The following is an 18,710-nucleotide window of genomic DNA, read 5'->3' on the forward strand; positions in this document are numbered from 1 at the left end:
AAAGTCATTTCCTTACTTCAGGACTGAATAAATATATTCCATATCCAGACTTTCTCTAAGCTTATCAGCAAGAATATCATATTGCATTTCTTTATATTCTTTATAAGTGATATTACTCTCTTCTATATCTTTAATTCCTCTCTCTTCCGCAATTATCCTTACAAGAGAAGAAGCTATATCCGAATCATCAAATATTCCATGTACATAAGTTCCGTAAATATTTCCTGATTGAACTATCACAGGGAAATCATATTTCGCAGCATTATCACCGGCCTGATTACAATCACCGGTATTTACATTACTGCAATTTTCATTTATAGACCTCTCATCACCTCTCCGGATAATGCTTTCGCCCATATGAATCTCATATCCTGTATATTTTTTCCCTGATAATCCTTCGAATATTCCTGTTAATTCCGGAATATTACCCCGAACCTGTTTCCTTGTTTTTTCATCTTTCATTACGGTGTCTATCGGAAGAAGTCCCATTCCTCTGACACTTCCCAAGACCTTTCCGCCTGAATCAACACCTGTCTCATCAGATACTGTCTCTCCAAGCATCTGGAGACCGCCGCATATTCCAAATACAGGAATACGCACAGACGCATATTTAATTGCAGCTTCAAGTCCGCTTTCTCTTAACCAAAGCAGATCTTCGACTGTATTCTTACTTCCCGGAATAATGATCATATCCGGATTTTTAAGTTCAGCTGCCGTATCAATATATCTTATCTTACATCCTTTTACTGAGTCAAATACATCGAAATCAGTAAAGTTTGAAATCTTAGGTAATCTTATCACCGCGATATCTATCACATCCGGTGAATTATCTTCTTTTCTGAATCTTTCAGTCAGACTGTCCTCATCATCAAGTCTGACATTCATATATGGAACAGTTCCGCAGACAGGCTTGCCGCCTTTTTCAACAAGCATATCTATGCCCGGATCAAGGATAGTTTTATCTCCTCTGAACTTATTGATGATAAGACCTTTGATCCTTTCATTTTCATCTTCTTCAAGGAGCATCAAAGTCCCTAAAAGCTGAGCAAATACACCGCCTCTATCTATATCTCCCACAAGAAGAACATTTGAATCGAACATCTTGGCAACGCCCATATTTACTATATCATTCTGCTTAAGATTAATCTCCGCAGGGCTTCCCGCACCTTCAATAACTATGATGTCGTATTTCTCCTCAAGCTTTGCAAATGCATCCTTTATAACGGGAATAAGATTAGTCTTATATTTGAAATACTCCTTCGCATCCATATCAGTCATGACTTTTCCGTTTATTATGATCTGAGAACCTTTATCACTTGTAGGTTTCAGTAAGATTGGATTCATCTCAACCTCAGGAAGTATGCCTGCAGCTTCCGCCTGCATAACCTGCGCTCTTCCCATCTCAAGTCCGTCTTCAGTTATAAATGAATTAAGGGCCATATTCTGAGACTTGAAAGGAGCAACCTTATAACCGTCCTGCTTAAATATCCTGCAAAGGCCGGCAACTATAAGACTCTTACCTGCGCTGGACATAGTTCCCTGTATCATTATCTTCTTAGCCATTATCTAATCTCCAAAATGAAATAATTTATCATGACAGATATTCTTTTGCTGTATATACCAGCCCTTCATTAAGCGGTATAAATTCTGCCCCAAGAATTTCTTTAACTTTAGTATTACTGTAATATTCCGATTCTTCTTTCTTAAGTGGGAAAGGAAGCATGATGCCCTTTTCTTCAACATCTTTAACAGACAGATCAACCTTTACAAAATCCTTCCCAAATACTTTTTGAGATGCTTCCTCCAGTGAATTTTCAAAACTTTTATAAGTTTCTTTTTCTTCACAACAAACATTAAATGCCTCATTATATGCGGCTTTATTCATGCAGCATTTATAAATGACCTTTGCCACATCAGATACATATGACATCTGAAAAAAGCCATCAGAATCAGCCGGACTGAGTATCTGTCCGGCTCGAATGATCCAATTAAAATAAATTCCTTCTCGTGGAGCATAATTATCCGGACCATAGATAAAGGCCGGACGGATAACCGTATAGTTATGATCACTATCGGCTGATAATTCTTTTATCTCTTTCTCTAAAGCGACTTTGCCAAGTATATAACTACCTGCTTCACCACCATAATCTACAGTTTCAAAATCTGCTTCTTCCGTGATAACTTTGCCGCTTCCTCTTTTATAAACATCTGTGGTACTGATGAAAATATACTGACCGAAACCGGATGACAAATTCTCAGCTAAAGTCCTTATATCACCAGCACTATAGGCGCAAAAATCAACGACCACATCAAAATAGCCGTGATCAATCTCCCGAATCTTACTAACATCATGTCTGTCAGCCACGATGGTTTTATTCTTAATATCCTCCGGAAGTTCCGAAAGTCTGCTTCCCCGATTAAGGAAAAATATTTCATTTTCCTTTTTTTCACCGGCTATTCTCGCAAACTCTCTCCCGAGAAAATACGTCCCGCCAATTATAAGTATTTTCATATCAGTTTCCCAACATAATTTCACAGTTTATATATTATTGAAACATACACACCAAGGATATTTGGCATGTTCAATATATCAATCTTCTTCAGAGTATTCTCCTACCGAATCAACGATTGATTTCTGTTTATGATCATCATGATCATCATTATCTTTAGCTTTTTTTGAAAATGGTCTTGCTACCTCTTCGTAGATCAAGAAGATTATCATCATAGCAGCAAACATAAAGAAGCTTACTGTACAAAGTGTTCCGGGATCACATACTATATCATACCATTTTACATGTCCGAAACTTGCAGAGAAGATTATTGCAACACCTGCAATAGCAAGTGAGCATACCGCTGCAATGATCTGTGTGATGACACACAAGAACCTCCACTTGAAACTTAAACCAGCAATCTTCAGCCAGTCTTTATGAAGAAGCGCTATCCATAAACCGATAAATCCTATCACTCCAACAACTACACCAATTATATAAACGATATAATTGATCTTATAGATCTCGGTTCCGTTAATTATTGCGCCCTCTTTGTTCTTTGTATAAGAAACAAAAAGATACTGGATAAATACACTACCGAAACAAATGATGAGCATAAGCCCCCAATGTAACAGCATAAGAACGTAGTCCTTCGTTGGTTTGTTTTCACTTTTCATACTTTACCCCTTTAACATAACCAATGAACCGCAAGTTCCCCGGCGGCCCGTTCACTGTTTAACAACCTTCATCAGCATACAAATCCGGCTATCGTAAATAAGCCGTTTTCATACACTTAATCGCCATTTTTCTCAAGAAGACATACACATTCACTATTATCAGTCCAAGGGAACTGATCAAATGCGATTCCTCTTCTTACACTATAACCCTTTTTCGTCAGAAAATCAAAGTCTCTTGCCTGAGTTTCCGGATTACATGATATATAAACTATCCTGTTCGGATTAAACTGAACAAGTGCATTCAGGAATTCTTCACTGCTTCCGGAACGAGGCGGATCCATAAATACAACCTTCTCGCCCTTAAATTCCTCTTTCTTTATATCTTCCGATGAATTGACCATGAATCTTCCAGCATCACCCTGGGTGAAACGGACATTCCTGATCTTATTTATTATAGCATTTTCTCTGGCATCTTTCACTGCTTCGTTATTTAATTCCACGCCAATGACATTTGATGATTTCTTAGCTGCTATAAGCGAGATTGTTCCGATTCCCGAATAAGCATCAATTACCAAAGTGTCTTTCTTAAGCTTTGCAAAATCAATGGCAGTTCTGTATATTTTCTCAGTCATCTCAGGATTGATCTGGAAAAATGATTGCGGCGAAAGTAAAAATGTTGTATCGCACAGCGTATCCTTTATCTTTCCCTTTCCGTAAATGACTATATCTCTGTCTCCAAGAACCATACTTGTATGTTTCTTATTGATATTAAGAACAACCGTACTTATCTCCGGATGTTTCTTAACCAAAGCCTTAACAAAATTATTTTTTGATGGAAATACAGGATCTGCAACAACAAGTATTACCATTGCCTCACCGGTACTTCTGCTGATCCTTACCATAACATGTCGAAGAAGTCCGCTTCCAATATCTTCATCATAGATTTTGATCTTAAAGGATTTTAACATTCCCTTGATATCTCTTATGATACTGTCAGCTTTTTCATTCTCGATAAGACAGCTGTCTATATCAACAATCTTATGACTTCCTTCTTCATAAACTCCGGAAATGATCTCACCCTTTGCTGTTCTTCCAAAGGCCGCATTAACTTTATGCCTATAATGATAAGGATTTTTCATCCCTATCACTGAAATCCATTTACCGGTTCTTTCTTTATCCTTTTCGGATCTGACTGTATTTACAAATCTTTCTCCAAGATATTGTCCGAGAAAACCATTTATCTTTTTCTCTTTATCTTCCAGATAATCCACATAAATCTCACCGATATGCGAACATCCTCCGCATTTCTTTGAATATTTACACTTTACTTTTTCCATAAATCTATACTCCTGTCAGATCAAATGCAGGTATAAAGCTTTCCTCAGCAGTTTCTCCTACCTGTATATAACCATTTGTCACCCCGATATTTGCTGCATGATCGGTGAGACTTTTATATTCATATTCCGTTACCTTTCGGTTTATCTCCGGATATTTATCCTTTAGAACGAATTCATCCGGAGTATATTGATTCATAAGGCTTATATATATTTTGTCACCATAAGTCTGATATAGATAATTCACTATAAGCTTTGCCTGAATAAGCATACCGGGCATTAGAAGATGCCTTACCACAACGCCCTTCTTCATGATACTGCTGTTATCAAAGAATACAGGAACCGGCTGCTGACGAACCATTTCGGCTATAGCCTTTTTCGCTATTTCAACATACCCCGGCGCATTACTGTACCTGATTGCTTCATCATCGCGAATATATTTCATATCAGGAAGATAAATGTCGATAAATCCTTCAAGACTTTTCACCGTATCTTCCTCGATATAAGAACTTGTATTCAACAAAAAAGGTAGATCAAAGCCCTGGTCTTTGGCTTTCTCTATACATCTTCTGATAGTAGGAACAAATATATCGCCTGTAACAAGATTAATGTTATTGGCACCCTGCTCCTTAAGCATGAAGAATATTTCCACAAGTCTTTCTTCAGAGATATATTTGCCTACAAGGCCTCTGCTGATTTCTTTATTCTGACAGAAAACGCATCCCATGTTGCATCCTGAAAAGAATACAGTTCCGGAACCTTTTGTTCCGGAGATACATGGTTCTTCCCACATATGAAGCGCCGCTCTGCTGACATGAAGAGTATCCCCTTCATTGCAGTATCCTTTATTTATCTTTCTGTTAACTCCGCACTTTCGCGGACAGACTGTGCATTTATCATATTCATCAAACATAAATAGTCCTATATTTTAAAATCAAACTTATTCTTCGTTTTTGGTAATGATAACATTTCCTGTCTTAACAATACTCTTCTCAGGTATGAACCCTCTGATAGGTGAAAGAGGATAAATGTTAGTATTTCTGCCTATTACAGTACCCGGATTAAGAACGCTGTTACATCCGACTTCAACATGATCACCAATCATAGCGCCGAACTTCTTAAGTCCTGTCTCAATATGAATATCACTTAAATCGTCATTTCCTTTTACAGTTACAAGAGTCTTATCAGACTTAACATTTGAAGTGATAGAACCCGCACCCATATGTGATTTATATCCAAGGATTGAATCACCTACATAATTGTAATGAGGAACCTGAACATTATCAAAAAGGATAACATTCTTAAGTTCTGTGGAATTACCTACTACACAGCCTTTACCGACAAGAGCGTTTCCTCTGATAAATGCACACTGTCTTACTTCTGTATCAGCTCCGATGATCACATTGTCTCCGAAAAATACACTATCCCATACTTTTGCACTTTTGTGGATCCATACAGAATCACCGCGTTTGATATACTCATCAGGACATGTCTTATCAATCTTCTCACCAAGCTTCTTAATGAAGGATCCTATCTCCGGAAGTACCTCCCAAGGATAATCGAATTTCTCCATTAATCCCTTTGCTTCTGTATGATCGAGATCATAAAGATTTTTGATCATAAGTAATTCATGATTTGACATTTGTATACCCTCCCTTTACTTATGCCTTCTTACTTTTGGCCTTTTTCTCTTTAGTATAATATACCGCAACTTTGTCGAAAATAAATCTCATATTGTTCTGATTATTGATACTCTTCACAAAATTAGTATACTTTCTGACATAGTCGCACATTTTACTGCTATATTCTTCTTCGGTAATCGTACCGCTTGCAACCATATCCAGACCCTTTTCCCAGCTTGCTGTAAGGTCCGCACGAAGCAGTCCGTTTACTGAATAAAGCACAACATCATTTATTATCTCTCCCAAAAATGTAGGTGTAACAACCTGCGTTTTCTTGTTGAGAGCGATATATTTATTATTGATAAGCTTTGTGATTATCGAGTCTCTGGTGGCTGAAGTTCCTATACCGCTTCCTTTGATCTGAGCACGAAGTTCCTCATCTTCTATAAGCTGTCCTGCATTTTCCATAGCAAGGATAAGCGTACCCGATGTATATCTCTTCGGTGCCGATGTCTCACCTTCTTTGATATTGAATCCATTACAGCTAAGAATACTTCCTTTTTTAAGACTCTTTACCATCTCAATGAATTCTTCACTATTGGCTACCTGACCTGAATCACCGTCTTTATCATTATTCTTGGTTTCATCGGCAGTATTGTCATTTTCACTGCCATTCTTTTCGGTATCATTTTTCTGACCGAATCTTCTGTCCGCAACTGCAAGATAACCCGGTTTAGAAAGAATCTTCGCACTTGCAAAGAACTTCTCTCCGTTTCTGTCCATTTTAACAGCAACTTTCTGATACTCTGCAGGTGGAAGGAATATTGATAAAAATCTTCTTACTATAAGATCATATACTCCTTTTTTCACACCATCGAGAGCCGAAAGATTACCAAGTCCCTGACCTGTCGGAATTATCGCATAGTGGTCTGTTATCTGCTTATCATTTACATATTTAGACTTGGCTATATTCTTATATCCGCCCTGCGTAAGGATATGCTGTGCGACATTACCAAGCTGCTCGTAACGACATAAACCGTTGAGATTTTTATCTATCTCTTTAGAAACCGCTGTAGATAAAACTCTTGCATCGGTTCTCGGATAAGTAACAAGCTTCTTCTCGTATAATTCCTGAACTACACTAAGGGTGTCGGTAGGATTTATCTTGAATATCTTTGAACAGTCATTCTGAAGCTCCGCAAGGTTATAAAGCATAGGCGGATTCTTCTTTTCCACCTTCTTTTCAACATTTTCAACCAGCATATTTACCGGTTCAGGCTGCGACAGCTCCTCGACAAGTTTCTCAGCATCCTCTTTGGTTTTGAAACCATTTTCCTTATAGAGTAACGGGCTTTCAAAATATTTACTGCCCTTCTCGGATTTCCATTCTGCTTCGAAACGAGCATCGTCATTCCCGACATTTGCAAGCACTCTGTAAAATGGTGTAGGAACAAAATTCCTTATCTCTCTTTCCCTTGAAACGATCATACCGAGAACACAGGTCATTACTCGTCCTACTGCGATAACACATTTATCAAGGCCAAGATACTGCTTTACAACATATGAATATTTAAGCGAAAGAGCTCTTGAGAAATTAATACCCATAAGGTAATCTTCCTTCGCTCTAAGATATGCTGCCGTGCTGAGATTATCATATTCTGACAAAGGCTTTGCTTCTCTTATACCTCTAAGGATTTCTTCCTCAGTCTGAGAATCAATCCAGACTCTTCTCTTATCTTTGGCATCGCTGACATTCGCCTGCATATCCACAAGTCTGTATATATACTCTCCTTCACGTCCGGAGTCGGTACATACATAAATAGTATCTACATCGTCTCTGTTTAACAGTTTGCTGACTATATCAAATTGTTTTTTAACTGATGGTATAACATCATATTTATAGGTTTCCGGAATAAATGGTATCGTTTCCATCGACCATCTTTTCAAATTTATATCATACGCTTCCGGATAACTCATGCTCACAAGATGACCCACACACCATGTAACTATATGTTCATCATCTTCTATATATCCGTTGGACGTACGGCCTTTGACTCCCAGAGCCTTTGCAAATTCCTGTGCAACGCTGGGCTTCTCGGCTATAAACAGCTTCTTCAAAATACTAAATGTATTCTCCTTTCATGCTACCATTATCCATAACATAAAAATATGTGTCACAGGCATAACAATTCGTCCTCTGACACATATTCTCAAAATCATTTTGATCTATAGACAGTCTATCTATAGCTAAGTATCTCTTCAACTGATTTACGTGGAACAGGAGGAAGCTCTTTATCAGAATATCCGACAGGTATAAGTGCTGAAACGTTCTGATCTTCAGGAAGACCAATGATCTCAGCTACTTTAGCATCATCAAATATACCAAGGATAACACTTCCTACGCCTTCTTCATGAGCCGCAAGACAAAATGTCTGAGCTGCGATACCTGCATCAAACATCTCCCATCCCTGACCTTTGGCTGTTGTAAATGAACCATCTCTCTCATAACCGCTTCTCTTAGCAACTGATGCAAGTATTACAAGACTTGCTGATGCTTTAATGATCTCTGTATTATGAGCAAATCCAAGAACTGCTTCTTCAGCAATCTTGTTCTTAACTGCTTCATCTTCAACAACAATATATCTTGCTGTCTGTGTATTCTTCCATGAAGGTGCCATCCTTGCACTATCAATGATCTTCTCCATTGTCTCATGGCTGACCTTCTTGTCAGTATAACTTCTTACGCTTCTTCTCTCTTTGATAGCTTCTTTTAATTCCATCGTTACCCTCCATTTATAACCATTCCGTAACAAAAAATTGTCTCATCGGTACTACATAAATCCACTTAACAGTAGCATTCATATACTATCATAAAATGAAGGATTCTTCAACAAAATAGCGATAACTATTGCATATTTCTGTCATTCTTTTTCTTGAGAAGTTCTGACATATCAAGACCCGTTGTCTGAGTCTTAACATCCTTTTCTTTCTTAGCTTTTTTAACTTTCTTAGAATTTACTGCACCTGCTGCATTTCCGGAAGGAGCTTGTGCTTCCTGTTTTCCGTCCACAGTATTTGCTGCATTTCCGCCTGCTCCTGTACCGGCCACCGCTCCTGCTGCATTAGCCGCTGCATTTGATGCGATTTCTGCCTCAACAGAATTAACTTTAGTTTTGACTTTCTTCTTTTTCTTAAGAGGGAAGTACATAAATCCAAATTTTCTAAGTGTTACATCTGCGGTAAAAAGAAGTAATGAAAGTAAAACTATGATCCATGTAAGATCAAGTCTGTCTCTATGCTTTTTATTCATAGATTTCCAGATATTATCATTCATTGTTATATTCTTACCGTACTTCTCGATATAATCAGTAAAATTCCTGTTACTTATATCATATCTGTATTCCTTCGGATACTGAAGTACTGCAGCCGAGAGAACGGAATTCACTATCTTTCCGTCATCTTTTCTTACCACATTGAGATTATATATACCCTGAGTATCTTCAGGAAGTACAGCCTGATATACTCCCGGTTCAATCATCTGGAAAGTAATATCACCTGTTTTATCCTCACCTCCGGTATATCCTCCGGAAATCTCCGTCTTATCATTAAAATCATTTGTGGTATAAGTAACTACTATTTTTCCGTCTTCTTCATGACTTTCCACCTTATCATTAAGGCTCATGCTGTCATTTATAGAAAAATCAACAATTCGCTTCCACAGCGCTGCGTAATCGGATTCGCCCTCAAGATTTGAAGACCATTTTCCGCTGACATCTGTATTCCATGCTATGGTCTTACCAAGTCCATACTGCCAGCAACTGAGTATAGGATCATCCTGATCACTGACAGCCAGCACTGTAGCCATATCTTTCGGTGTCGCTGCAATATAACCAAGTATACTCGGCCAACCACTACTGAACAGTCCCTTTGTTATAGCATGGGATGGCGATACATCAAGTCTGAAATCACCATTCTGTATATAACTGTTCATACTGAGATATACTTCCTGAGTAAATATTCTCGGAATATCCTTGGCAGATGTTGAGTTATAATATCTACCTCCGCACTTTGCCGCAAGTTCACTCAGAAGCATGATATCTGCACTATTTCCGATTGCGATAGTTGAAAGTGTGATATTGTTATCGTTTACATCCTGGATAACATCGTCATAATTAGCACCTTCACCCATACCGTCTGTAAGAAGAAGTATATGTTTTACCTTACAATTAAGTCCGATAGCTTCATTTACAGCATCTCTGACTGCAGGATGTATTGTTGTTCCGCCTCCGAGGCCGATATTCTTAATCCCCTGTACTATTGACTCTTTCTCACTTACTCTGGTTATCGGAACATCCCATGTGAATTTATCATCGAAGCTTACAACACCGACATAGTCCGATGGAGAAAGAGAATCAACAGCAACTATAGCAGCATTCTTAGCTACTTCAAGGTTATCTACGCCTCCCATATTTCCGCCCATACTTCCTGAGCGGTCGATAACCATGATAACCGCGGTTTCGGGATATTCAACCATTCCGCGCATGTTCATGTTAACCGGAAGGATCTTCTCAAGAACAGTTTCCTTATATCCACCAAGCATAAAGCTGTTCTCACCACCACAGCAGATAAAGCCGTGACCATAATCTTTTACGTAGCTTTCTATATTTGCAAGGAACCCTTCAGGCAGATCATTCTTAAATACGTTATCGAAAATAATACTTTCATAAGCAAGAAGCTCATTGATATTGTCAGGCGCAGTAGACGCTGAAACTGTTTCATAATTCACACCTGCTGCCTTAAGAACGCTTTCAAATGCATCGTCATGTGTATTTCCACCGATAACAACAAGTACAGGGGCTTCATCGCCCACAGCAGTAAATAGATTAAATACATTATTGTCAAGATTTTCATCACCCTTGGCATTTACCGTAATCTTATACTTACCTGTTGATTCTTCATCAACCGCACTCTTGAATGTATATCTGTTATTTCCTTTAACAAGCTGAATATCTGCCTTCTGTTTATTTCCGTTATCATCTTCAAGGAATACTTCTGCTTCTGTATCATAATTACTCATGATATTGACATTAACACTGAAAGTTTCATTCCAGCTTACTTTTTCCGGAAGAGTAGCATTTTCAATATATACATCATCTTGCTCTTCTTTCTCAAAAATGATGCCGTATAGTTCGACCTCTCCGCCAACTACGGCTGAGGCTGTATTCATTATATTACCTTCCGTTTCCTTACCGTCCGTAAGAATAACAATCCTTCCGGAACTCTCAGGAGGGATCATAGAAAGTCCTCGGCTTACCGCCTCTTCAATATTCGTTGACTGCGTATCAACCTCTGTCATGACACCGGCATATGACTTATCCTTTGTCACGAACTGGTCGATTATCGATTCGTCTCCGAAGGCAACAACACCGAATCGGTCTTTCCCGCTCATCTTCTTTACTTCTTTGGAAATATATTTATTGATTTCCTCAACATTATCTTTATTACTTTCCGATACATCTACAACAAATATTGTTGTCTGCTTAACAGCTTTAACAGGAATACTTATGTGAAGCTGTGACAGGATGAGAAGCGCTGCCATTGCTCCGCGAAGGATGTAATAAAACTTTCCTTTGTATCTCATCTCCTTAACATAAATGATCATCTCAAGGAGTAAGAGGATTATTGCAGCTATTACAAGCAGTCCGCTGATATTCCTTTTTGCGAAAGAATTCTTATACTCTCCCGTACTGACCGTTCCCTCTGAAACAGCTCGTCCATCTGCTTCTGAACCAGGAAATCTTACAACATAACTTTCTGTATCTTTACCTGCAGTAATATCAAATACACCGCTTTCTGTAAGTTTTGTTGATAAAACTGCAGCATCATAATCAGCTGACGGATTAACAAGAAGAACATCTCCTGCTGTATATGTATTTTTTACAAGAATACCCGAATCAGAAAGATAATTCATTGAGTTTGCAATGAATATCGGAAATTCTGCATTAAGCGGGAAATCAGTTTCCCTTATATCAAAACCAAGAACTATATATCTTATTCCATCATGCTCACCGAAATATCCTACAGATTCACCGTTGTAATCCATAAAACTTTCAGCCCATTCAGGAACCTTAAGAACCGCTGCTTCATTTACACCCAGATTAAAATTGGAAAGTCCGTTTGTAAGCGCAGTCGTCTTTGAATCAATATAAACTCCCTCAAGTTTCTTCTCGATACGCGCTGAATCTTCAGGTATACCAAACTCCATGATACCTGTAACATTCTCGCCTTGTTCTGCCTTCTTGGCAGGATCAAAATTATCTTTAAACCCGCTGTCATAGATAATGATACCGGCATTCTTCTCTTTGATCACAGTTTCATCGGTAGAAACAATCAGCGGTTTCTTTGTAACTGCCTCAAAAGCCTTTTCTATAAAGATATTACCCTGTCCGATAAGAACACCTGACATAGTATTCTTTTTATCTTTAACAACGTATGTCTCATTATCTTTTTCTAAGCTGTCTTCTCCGCCATTTGAAAATGTGATGTCGGAGATTTCAATATGCATTTTATTGCCGTTCCAGCTTACATCATTAAATATAGCTGTTGCTGAAATGCCGCCTTCACAGCTAAGAATCTGCACGCCGCAAACTGTTCCGTCCTCATCATAAAGAGTAACTTCAAAGCTTGCCTGTGAATCACTGTAGTTGATTATCCTACCAGCAAAATCATAAAGAGGATTTTCCACGGTTGATTTGTCTGAATTGGCAAATGTAAGCATCTGTGCTGAAAGATTGCTTGAGCCTCCGCCGTATACTTTTACATCGGCCCCAAGATTACTTACATATTCTCCGGCAGTCTCTGCTCCGCTTCCGTCTGTAAAAATGATTACATGGAGAAGATCGTCTCCACCGGTTTCTCTCATTGTCTTTACAACTTCATAAGCAGAAGTAAGATTCGACGCTTCATCTGTACATTTTAATCCTTTAAGGATTTCTTTTACTTTTGTCCTGTTCCTAGAATTTGATATTTTGATATCTACATTTCCGCCACAGGAAATAACGGTAAATGATGCCCCATCCGAATCATCAACAAGATTTACAGCTTCATCCACCGCCTTTTCAAATCTTGTCTTATCACCGTCCTTATGCTGCATTCCGGCACTTGTATCCATCAGAATAAGAATATTACTTCCGTTCTTATACTTCGAACGAACACGTGGACCCATAAGTGAAAGAATAAGCATGGCAATAATCAAAAGCTGAAGCAGCAGTAACAGGTCTCTTACAAAACGTGACCTCTTAGTCCTGCTCTGTGTTCTTTCAAAAATCTGCTTCCACAAAAGGTTTGAGGATATCTTGGTATCCTTTCCTCTTGGTCTAAGAAAATATAAAATTATTAAATAAGGCACAAGGACCAAAAGTCCAAGTGGCAATAAAGTACTAAATGTCATAGATTTCTCTCAAGTCCTCAAATAATATTCTATCCATACTTTCATTTGTAAATACTTTTATATATGAAGCATGGTATTTCCTGGCTGTTCTTTCAAAGGATTTACAAAAATCTTCAAAACCTGTTTTGTATTCATCTATGGTCTTACTGTCCATAGTTACACGAATTCTGCTGGAATTATCTTCCATATCAATAAGATTATGTGTTCCCATAAGCTCCGGATTTTTCTCCGTCTTATCAAGTACATGAACGAATACAGCCTGTTGTTTGTTGTATTCAAGCAGTTTGAATATCTTCTCAAGATTGGATGTTCTGTTCTCTCCAATAACAAGTCTTTCATCCATAAAATCAGAAATGATTATAGTAACACCACTTCCTGAACGCTTCATCTTTCGAAGCGTCATATATATATCCGTATCACCCTCAAACTGACATGTATCGAGATAGTCTCCGACTCTTGGAAATACTCTTATGCCGCCATTTAAAGAAAGAGGCTTATCGATACGCTGAAGGTCATATATCCTTACATGATCACTTCCCGAAAGTACGATATAACTCAGTGCCGATGCTATCTCCTTTGCCACTTCGGATTTTATAGGATCGCCATAATCCATGGATGCACTTGTATCAAGAAGGATGCTTATACTGCTCTCCCTCTCTTCAACATATTCCTTGATGAACAATCTTTCTGTTCTTCCGTAGGCATTCCAGTCAATCCTTCTTATATCATCTCCCGGCATATATTCCCTGAAATCAGAGAATTCGGCAGATGAACCTTTGGCCGTGGATTTTCTTGCACCCTGCATTATATTTGTACTTTTCTTTTTGACAGCAATCTTAAATCTATTTAATTTCTCATAATAATTTCTGTCTTTCATAAAAGATTAACCAAGCTTTCCGTTAAGTATAGATTTTATAACATCATCTTCCTTAATTCCTTCTGATACAGCATCAAAGCTGAGGATCAGTCTGTGTCTAAGTGCCGGATATGCAACATATTCAACATCTTCAAATGAAACATTATATCTGCCTTCCATAAATGCTCTGGCTCTTGCACCTCTTATGATGGCCTGAGCAGCTCTTGGGCTGACACCTTCACGGATATATTTGTTGGTTGCATGTGTCTCCATGATTATATCCATAATTCTGTCGAGAACAGCATCTGCAATAGGTACAGTCTTAACTGCTTCTCTGATCATCAGAAGTTCTTCTCTGTTGGTAACATTAGTTGCTTCAGCTGTAAATCCGCCTTCTGTAAGTCCTACAATTCCTTTAAGTTCTTCCTTAGTTGGAAATGGAATAAGGATCTTGAACATAAATCTATCCAGCTGAGCTTCAGGAAGAGGATATGTTCCTTCCTGCTCAATAGGGTTCTCTGTAGCCATAACGAAGAATGGTTCATCAATCATATAGCTTGTATTTCCCACAGTAACAGTATGTTCCTGCATTGCCTCAAGAAGTGCCGACTGTGTCTTTGGAGTGGCACGGTTAATCTCGTCGGCAAGGATAAGATTTGCGAAGATCGGACCCGGTTCAAACTTGAATGAGTTTCCGCTATCGCTATGCTCTATGATATTTGTACCTGTAATATCTCCCGGCATAAGATCGGGAGTAAACTGAATTCTCTTAAAAGGAAGTCCGATAACCTTACTTATAGTATTTACGAGTCTTGTTTTTCCAAGTCCCGGCATACCTTCAAGAAGAACATTTCCACCTGTAACAAGTGAAAGAAGAGCTGTTCTTACAGTATCCTTCTGACCAATGATCTCCTTACCTATCTCTGCTTCACACTGTATAAACTTCTGCTGTAAATAATTGATATCCATTCTACTCCTCCGATAAATTCCCAAAATAATCTTTTATAACATCCTCCATACCTGTAGGATATTTTCCACTTTCTATACCCTCATAAGCTTCCTTCTCATACTGTCCGATCACTTCATCATGATTGACATGATAGCCTGCCCATGCCGGACCGTCCTGTGTAGAACCAAAGCCTGAGTTACCACCGTTCTGACCGGTTTCTTTACCATTTATATTTAAGTCTCCGTTTGTTGGAATACTTATATAGTCATGCTGAACATTCTGTGAGCCGGTTCCTCTACCTGCTCCACCGCCCTGCTGGCCTCCGCCTTGCTGGCCGCCCTGCTGGCCTCCGCCTTGCTGGCCGCCTTGCTGGCCGCCCTGCTGGCCTCCGCCTTGCTGGCCTCCTTGCTGGCCGCCCTGCTGGCCTCCGCCTTGCTGGCCTCCTTGCTGGCCTCCTTGCTGGCCGCCCTGCTGACCGCCCTGCTGACCGCCCTGCTGGCCTCCGCCTTGCTGGCCGCCCTGCTGGCCTCCACCTTGCTGACCTCCGCCCTGCTGGCCTCCTTGCTGGCCTCCTTGCTGACCGCCCTGCTGGCCTCCGCCTTGCTGGCCACCTTGCTGGCCTCCGCCTTGCTGACCTCCGCCTTGCTGACCGCCCTGCTGGCCTCCGCCTTGCTGACCGCCCTGCTGGCCACCTTGCTGGCCACCCTGCTGGCCGCTGTCTTGTTTATTCTCCTGAGCTTTCTGAGCCGCATCTCTCATTTTCTGTGCACTATCAGGATCATTCTTCACCTGTTCTCTGGCATTGGCCATCCTGTTAAGGCTGTCTGAAATCTTATCATATTTGAAATCAGCCTTATCCCTGGCATTCTTTAATCCATCTTTGTCTTTTGCATTCTCAAGATCCTTTTTAGAAGCCTGAAGATTTTTCAGCATATCATCAAGCTTTTTCTTTTCATCTTCTGTAAGTTTCTTCTCAGGATCTTTTCTTATCTCTTTAATATCATCTATAACATCCTGTATTTTCTTTATATCTTTATCAGCTTCTTTATGAATTATATGTGTATCTCTTGCTTCGATCTTAGTTTTCGAAGGTAAAAATACAAGCACAACCGCTGCCAGTAAAAGCAGTGAGAAGATTGCTATAAGTCTTGGCTTTGGTATAACCTTAACCTTGATGCTTTTTTCTCTTCCTCTCAGATGATTAATCGCATCTTTTCTCTGCATTACATGAACAGCATCTTCTTTATCAACAGCTTCGAACGCTGTTATAACTCTTTCCTTGAAACCTCTTTTGTCTATATCAAGGGCGGCTTTTCTGCTCGTTGTTCTTTTACATATTCCTATCACTATTCCGGCAATAAATCCCACTGCCACAAATGCTATTGCAAAAAGATTTGCATAATAAAACGGAACTATAAAAGCTATCCCTAATACGACAAGTGCCGCAGTAAGTCCTGCGGACACTCCTGTCAGCGTCCATTTAAGAAGTATTGCGGCATTCATCTTGTCTTTATGTTTTTTGACTAATTTTTTTATATACTCTCTTTCTTCCATATTGATTCACCTCGCTAAACTATTACTTTTTCCTCTTCAACGGGTTAATCTTTCTTGCAGATAATAAAACAAGTAAAATACTTAAAATTACTATTGCAAGTGTAGATAAAATTATCCATTTCGTACCATTTGCATCATCCAAAAATCCATTTGCAACAAATGAAACAATATGTTTGTCAGATGATACATAGAAAAGTTCATCAAAGTAAACTATCGGATTGAAAAGAAGAAATACACCGCTGAATGTTGAACGGCCTATACTCGCTCTTTCAAACACGTTCCATAACAAAGATCCAATCGATATGAAGAAAATGATACCATATGAAAAAATGATCGATGTAATGGTTTTCGCACATATACTCGATGTGAAAATACCTATAGCTGCCACGAACAGTGAATAAACTGTTGCCATGAGTACAAATAAGAAAAGTATTTTCCACTGTATACTTCCGCTAAGGAATGATAATGACATAAGCGGTATACTTGCGATGATGAACATCATTACTCTTACAACTGCTGAAAGCATTTTCCCCCAGATAATCTGGAATGGGCTAACAGCTGTTGTTAACATAATATCAAAAGTCTGTTTTTCCTTTTCACCGGCAATTGCTGCACCTGTCATAACAGGTATGATCATTGTAATTACAAATAACTGTGTTATAGCAACTACAGGGAAAAGTCCGCTGAGCTTTTGATAATCTGTAACATAAATTCTCTCTTTCCCCATTATTGTTCTTAATGATAAAAGGAAAGCTATTAAAAGAATCAGTTCGTATACAAAGAATTCAATAAAAAACTTTGCACCTCTTGCTGTAATCTTTATCTCTTTTTTAGTTATTGGATTGATTCGCATAATTCACATTATCTCCTGTTAACTGCATAAACAATGTTTCAAGACTGTTCTCTTCTTTAATGATACCTGTAACTATCACTTCATTTGAAATAAGCTGTCCTACATATCTGTTCATAAGTGTATCATCACTGCTTCTTATGATTATCTGATTCTCTCTTACCGAATCCAAAAGTATTTCCGGATTCTCTTTTGCGATCATAGAAGCCTTTTCTATATCATTTGCTATTCCTATAATAACTCTGGTATCCTGTCTTCCTCTTCCTAAAATATCATCGATAGTTCCTGCAGCAACTATCCTACCTTTATTCATAATGCCTATACTGTTACACATTTCCGATAATTCAGAAAGAATATGCGAACTGATTATGATGGTTTTTCCCATACTCTGAAGGTTCATAAGAAGTTCCTTCATTTCAATTCTTGCTCTTGGATCGAGACCCGATGAAGGCTCGTCCAATATGAGAAGTTCCGGATTATGAAGAAGTGCTCTTGCCACACAAAGCCTCTGCTTCATACCTCTTGATAAAGAGTCTACATTTTCATCAAGCTTATCAGACAGATTAACAAGCTCCAAAAGACCGGCTGTCATATTTTTAATCTCTCTGTATCCTATTCCGTAAAGTGAACCATAAAATTCCATATATTCACTAACTTTAAGATTATCATAAACTCCGAAGAAATCCGGTACGTATCCAATCTGCTTCTTCATTAGATCAGCATGAGCCGCCTGAGATATACCATTGATCCATATACCTCCCGATGTTGGTTGAAGAAGCCCGCATGTCATTCTTATAGTTGTTGTTTTTCCTGCACCGTTAGGTCCTACGAACCCAAAAAGATCACCCTTTGGAACGTGAAGATTTATACCTGCAACTGCAAGGAAATCATTATAATATTTTACTAAATTTGATAAATAAAGCATCTTA

14 protein-coding genes are annotated in these 18,710 nt (G+C 38.8%); all 14 read right to left on the bottom strand.

What is annotated here, in order from left to right:
* Positions 1 to 12: 12 nt before the first annotated feature.
* Entirely contained in the window at positions 13 to 1,563 is a 1,551-nt protein-coding gene (locus B5D25_RS01335; protein ID WP_078785941.1) for a cobyric acid synthase, read from the bottom strand.
* 28 nt (positions 1,564 to 1,591) lie between these two features.
* A complete protein-coding gene (locus B5D25_RS01340) occupies positions 1,592 to 2,512 on the bottom strand; it encodes an NAD-dependent epimerase/dehydratase family protein (RefSeq protein ID WP_078785942.1) in 921 nt (306 codons plus the stop codon).
* Positions 2,513 to 2,590: 78 nt separating this feature from the next.
* Positions 2,591 to 3,166 (bottom strand): hypothetical protein, encoded by a 576-nt coding sequence (locus B5D25_RS01345; RefSeq protein WP_078785943.1) that lies wholly within the window; start codon positions 3,164 to 3,166, stop codon positions 2,591 to 2,593.
* 116 nt (positions 3,167 to 3,282) lie between these two features.
* Positions 3,283 to 4,503 carry a 23S rRNA (uracil(1939)-C(5))-methyltransferase RlmD gene (gene rlmD, locus B5D25_RS01350; protein WP_078785944.1) on the bottom strand — a complete coding sequence of 407 codons (1,221 nt, stop codon included), beginning with the start codon at positions 4,501 to 4,503 and terminating at the stop codon, positions 3,283 to 3,285.
* Between the two features lie 4 nt (positions 4,504 to 4,507).
* Positions 4,508 to 5,413, bottom strand: coding sequence for a radical SAM protein (locus B5D25_RS01355; RefSeq protein ID WP_078785945.1), 906 nt, complete (start codon positions 5,411 to 5,413; stop codon positions 4,508 to 4,510).
* 27 nt (positions 5,414 to 5,440) lie between these two features.
* Positions 5,441 to 6,142 (bottom strand): LbetaH domain-containing protein, encoded by a 702-nt coding sequence (locus B5D25_RS01360; RefSeq protein WP_078785946.1) that lies wholly within the window; start codon positions 6,140 to 6,142, stop codon positions 5,441 to 5,443.
* 19 nt (positions 6,143 to 6,161) lie between these two features.
* Complete coding sequence (locus B5D25_RS01365; RefSeq protein WP_078785947.1) at positions 6,162 to 8,243, bottom strand: DNA topoisomerase; 2,082 nt, start codon at positions 8,241 to 8,243, stop codon at positions 6,162 to 6,164.
* A 116-nt stretch (positions 8,244 to 8,359) separates the two neighbouring features.
* Positions 8,360 to 8,902, bottom strand: coding sequence for a nitroreductase family protein (locus tag B5D25_RS01370; protein WP_078785948.1), 543 nt, complete (start codon positions 8,900 to 8,902; stop codon positions 8,360 to 8,362).
* Positions 8,903 to 9,027: 125 nt separating this feature from the next.
* Positions 9,028 to 13,572 carry a VWA domain-containing protein gene (locus B5D25_RS01375; protein WP_078785949.1) on the bottom strand — a complete coding sequence of 1,515 codons (4,545 nt, stop codon included), beginning with the start codon at positions 13,570 to 13,572 and terminating at the stop codon, positions 9,028 to 9,030.
* The gene (locus B5D25_RS01380; RefSeq protein WP_078785950.1) at positions 13,562 to 14,449 is read right to left on the bottom strand and encodes a DUF58 domain-containing protein; all 888 of its coding nucleotides are present in this window, start codon (positions 14,447 to 14,449) and stop codon (positions 13,562 to 13,564) included. The genes B5D25_RS01375 and B5D25_RS01380 overlap by 11 nt, the downstream gene beginning before the upstream one ends.
* Before the next feature lie 6 nt (positions 14,450 to 14,455).
* Positions 14,456 to 15,397, bottom strand: a complete 942-nt coding sequence (locus B5D25_RS01385; protein WP_078785951.1) for an AAA family ATPase — start codon at positions 15,395 to 15,397, stop codon at positions 14,456 to 14,458.
* A gap of 1 nt (position 15,398) precedes the next feature.
* Positions 15,399 to 16,931 carry a hypothetical protein gene (locus B5D25_RS12970; RefSeq protein ID WP_176755051.1) on the bottom strand — a complete coding sequence of 511 codons (1,533 nt, stop codon included), beginning with the start codon at positions 16,929 to 16,931 and terminating at the stop codon, positions 15,399 to 15,401.
* Between the two features lie 22 nt (positions 16,932 to 16,953).
* Positions 16,954 to 17,784, bottom strand: a complete 831-nt coding sequence (locus B5D25_RS01395; protein ID WP_078785952.1) for an ABC transporter permease — start codon at positions 17,782 to 17,784, stop codon at positions 16,954 to 16,956.
* Positions 17,762 to 18,706, bottom strand: a complete 945-nt coding sequence (locus B5D25_RS01400) for an ABC transporter ATP-binding protein (protein ID WP_078785953.1) — start codon at positions 18,704 to 18,706, stop codon at positions 17,762 to 17,764. The genes B5D25_RS01395 and B5D25_RS01400 overlap by 23 nt, the downstream gene beginning before the upstream one ends.
* Between the last annotated feature and the right edge of the window lie 4 nt (positions 18,707 to 18,710).

Origin of the sequence: Eubacterium ruminantium (assembly GCF_900167085.1) — a bacterium.
Lineage (GTDB): Bacteria > Bacillota > Clostridia > Lachnospirales > Lachnospiraceae > Eubacterium_Q > Eubacterium_Q ruminantium.

Bases quoted from the DNA above. Each gene is read 5' to 3' on its own strand.
- B5D25_RS01400 (WP_078785953.1), bottom strand. From the start codon at position 18,706: ATGCTTTATTTATCAAATTTAGTAAAATATTATAATGATTTCCTTGCA.
- B5D25_RS01395 (WP_078785952.1), bottom strand. From the start codon at position 17,784: ATGCGAATCAATCCAATAACTAAAAAAGAGATAAAGATTACAGCAAGA.
- B5D25_RS01335 (WP_078785941.1), bottom strand. From the start codon at position 1,563: ATGGCTAAGAAGATAATGATACAGGGAACTATGTCCAGCGCAGGTAAG.
- B5D25_RS01385 (WP_078785951.1), bottom strand. From the start codon at position 15,397: ATGGATATCAATTATTTACAGCAGAAGTTTATACAGTGTGAAGCAGAG.
- B5D25_RS01380 (WP_078785950.1), bottom strand. From the start codon at position 14,449: ATGAAAGACAGAAATTATTATGAGAAATTAAATAGATTTAAGATTGCT.
- B5D25_RS01360 (WP_078785946.1), bottom strand. From the start codon at position 6,142: ATGTCAAATCATGAATTACTTATGATCAAAAATCTTTATGATCTCGAT.
- rlmD (WP_078785944.1), bottom strand. From the start codon at position 4,503: ATGGAAAAAGTAAAGTGTAAATATTCAAAGAAATGCGGAGGATGTTCG.
- B5D25_RS01340 (WP_078785942.1), bottom strand. From the start codon at position 2,512: ATGAAAATACTTATAATTGGCGGGACGTATTTTCTCGGGAGAGAGTTT.
- B5D25_RS01345 (WP_078785943.1), bottom strand. From the start codon at position 3,166: ATGAAAAGTGAAAACAAACCAACGAAGGACTACGTTCTTATGCTGTTA.
- B5D25_RS01355 (WP_078785945.1), bottom strand. From the start codon at position 5,413: ATGTTTGATGAATATGATAAATGCACAGTCTGTCCGCGAAAGTGCGGA.
- B5D25_RS01375 (WP_078785949.1), bottom strand. From the start codon at position 13,572: ATGACATTTAGTACTTTATTGCCACTTGGACTTTTGGTCCTTGTGCCT.
- B5D25_RS12970 (WP_176755051.1), bottom strand. From the start codon at position 16,931: ATGGAAGAAAGAGAGTATATAAAAAAATTAGTCAAAAAACATAAAGAC.
- B5D25_RS01370 (WP_078785948.1), bottom strand. From the start codon at position 8,902: ATGGAATTAAAAGAAGCTATCAAAGAGAGAAGAAGCGTAAGAAGTTAT.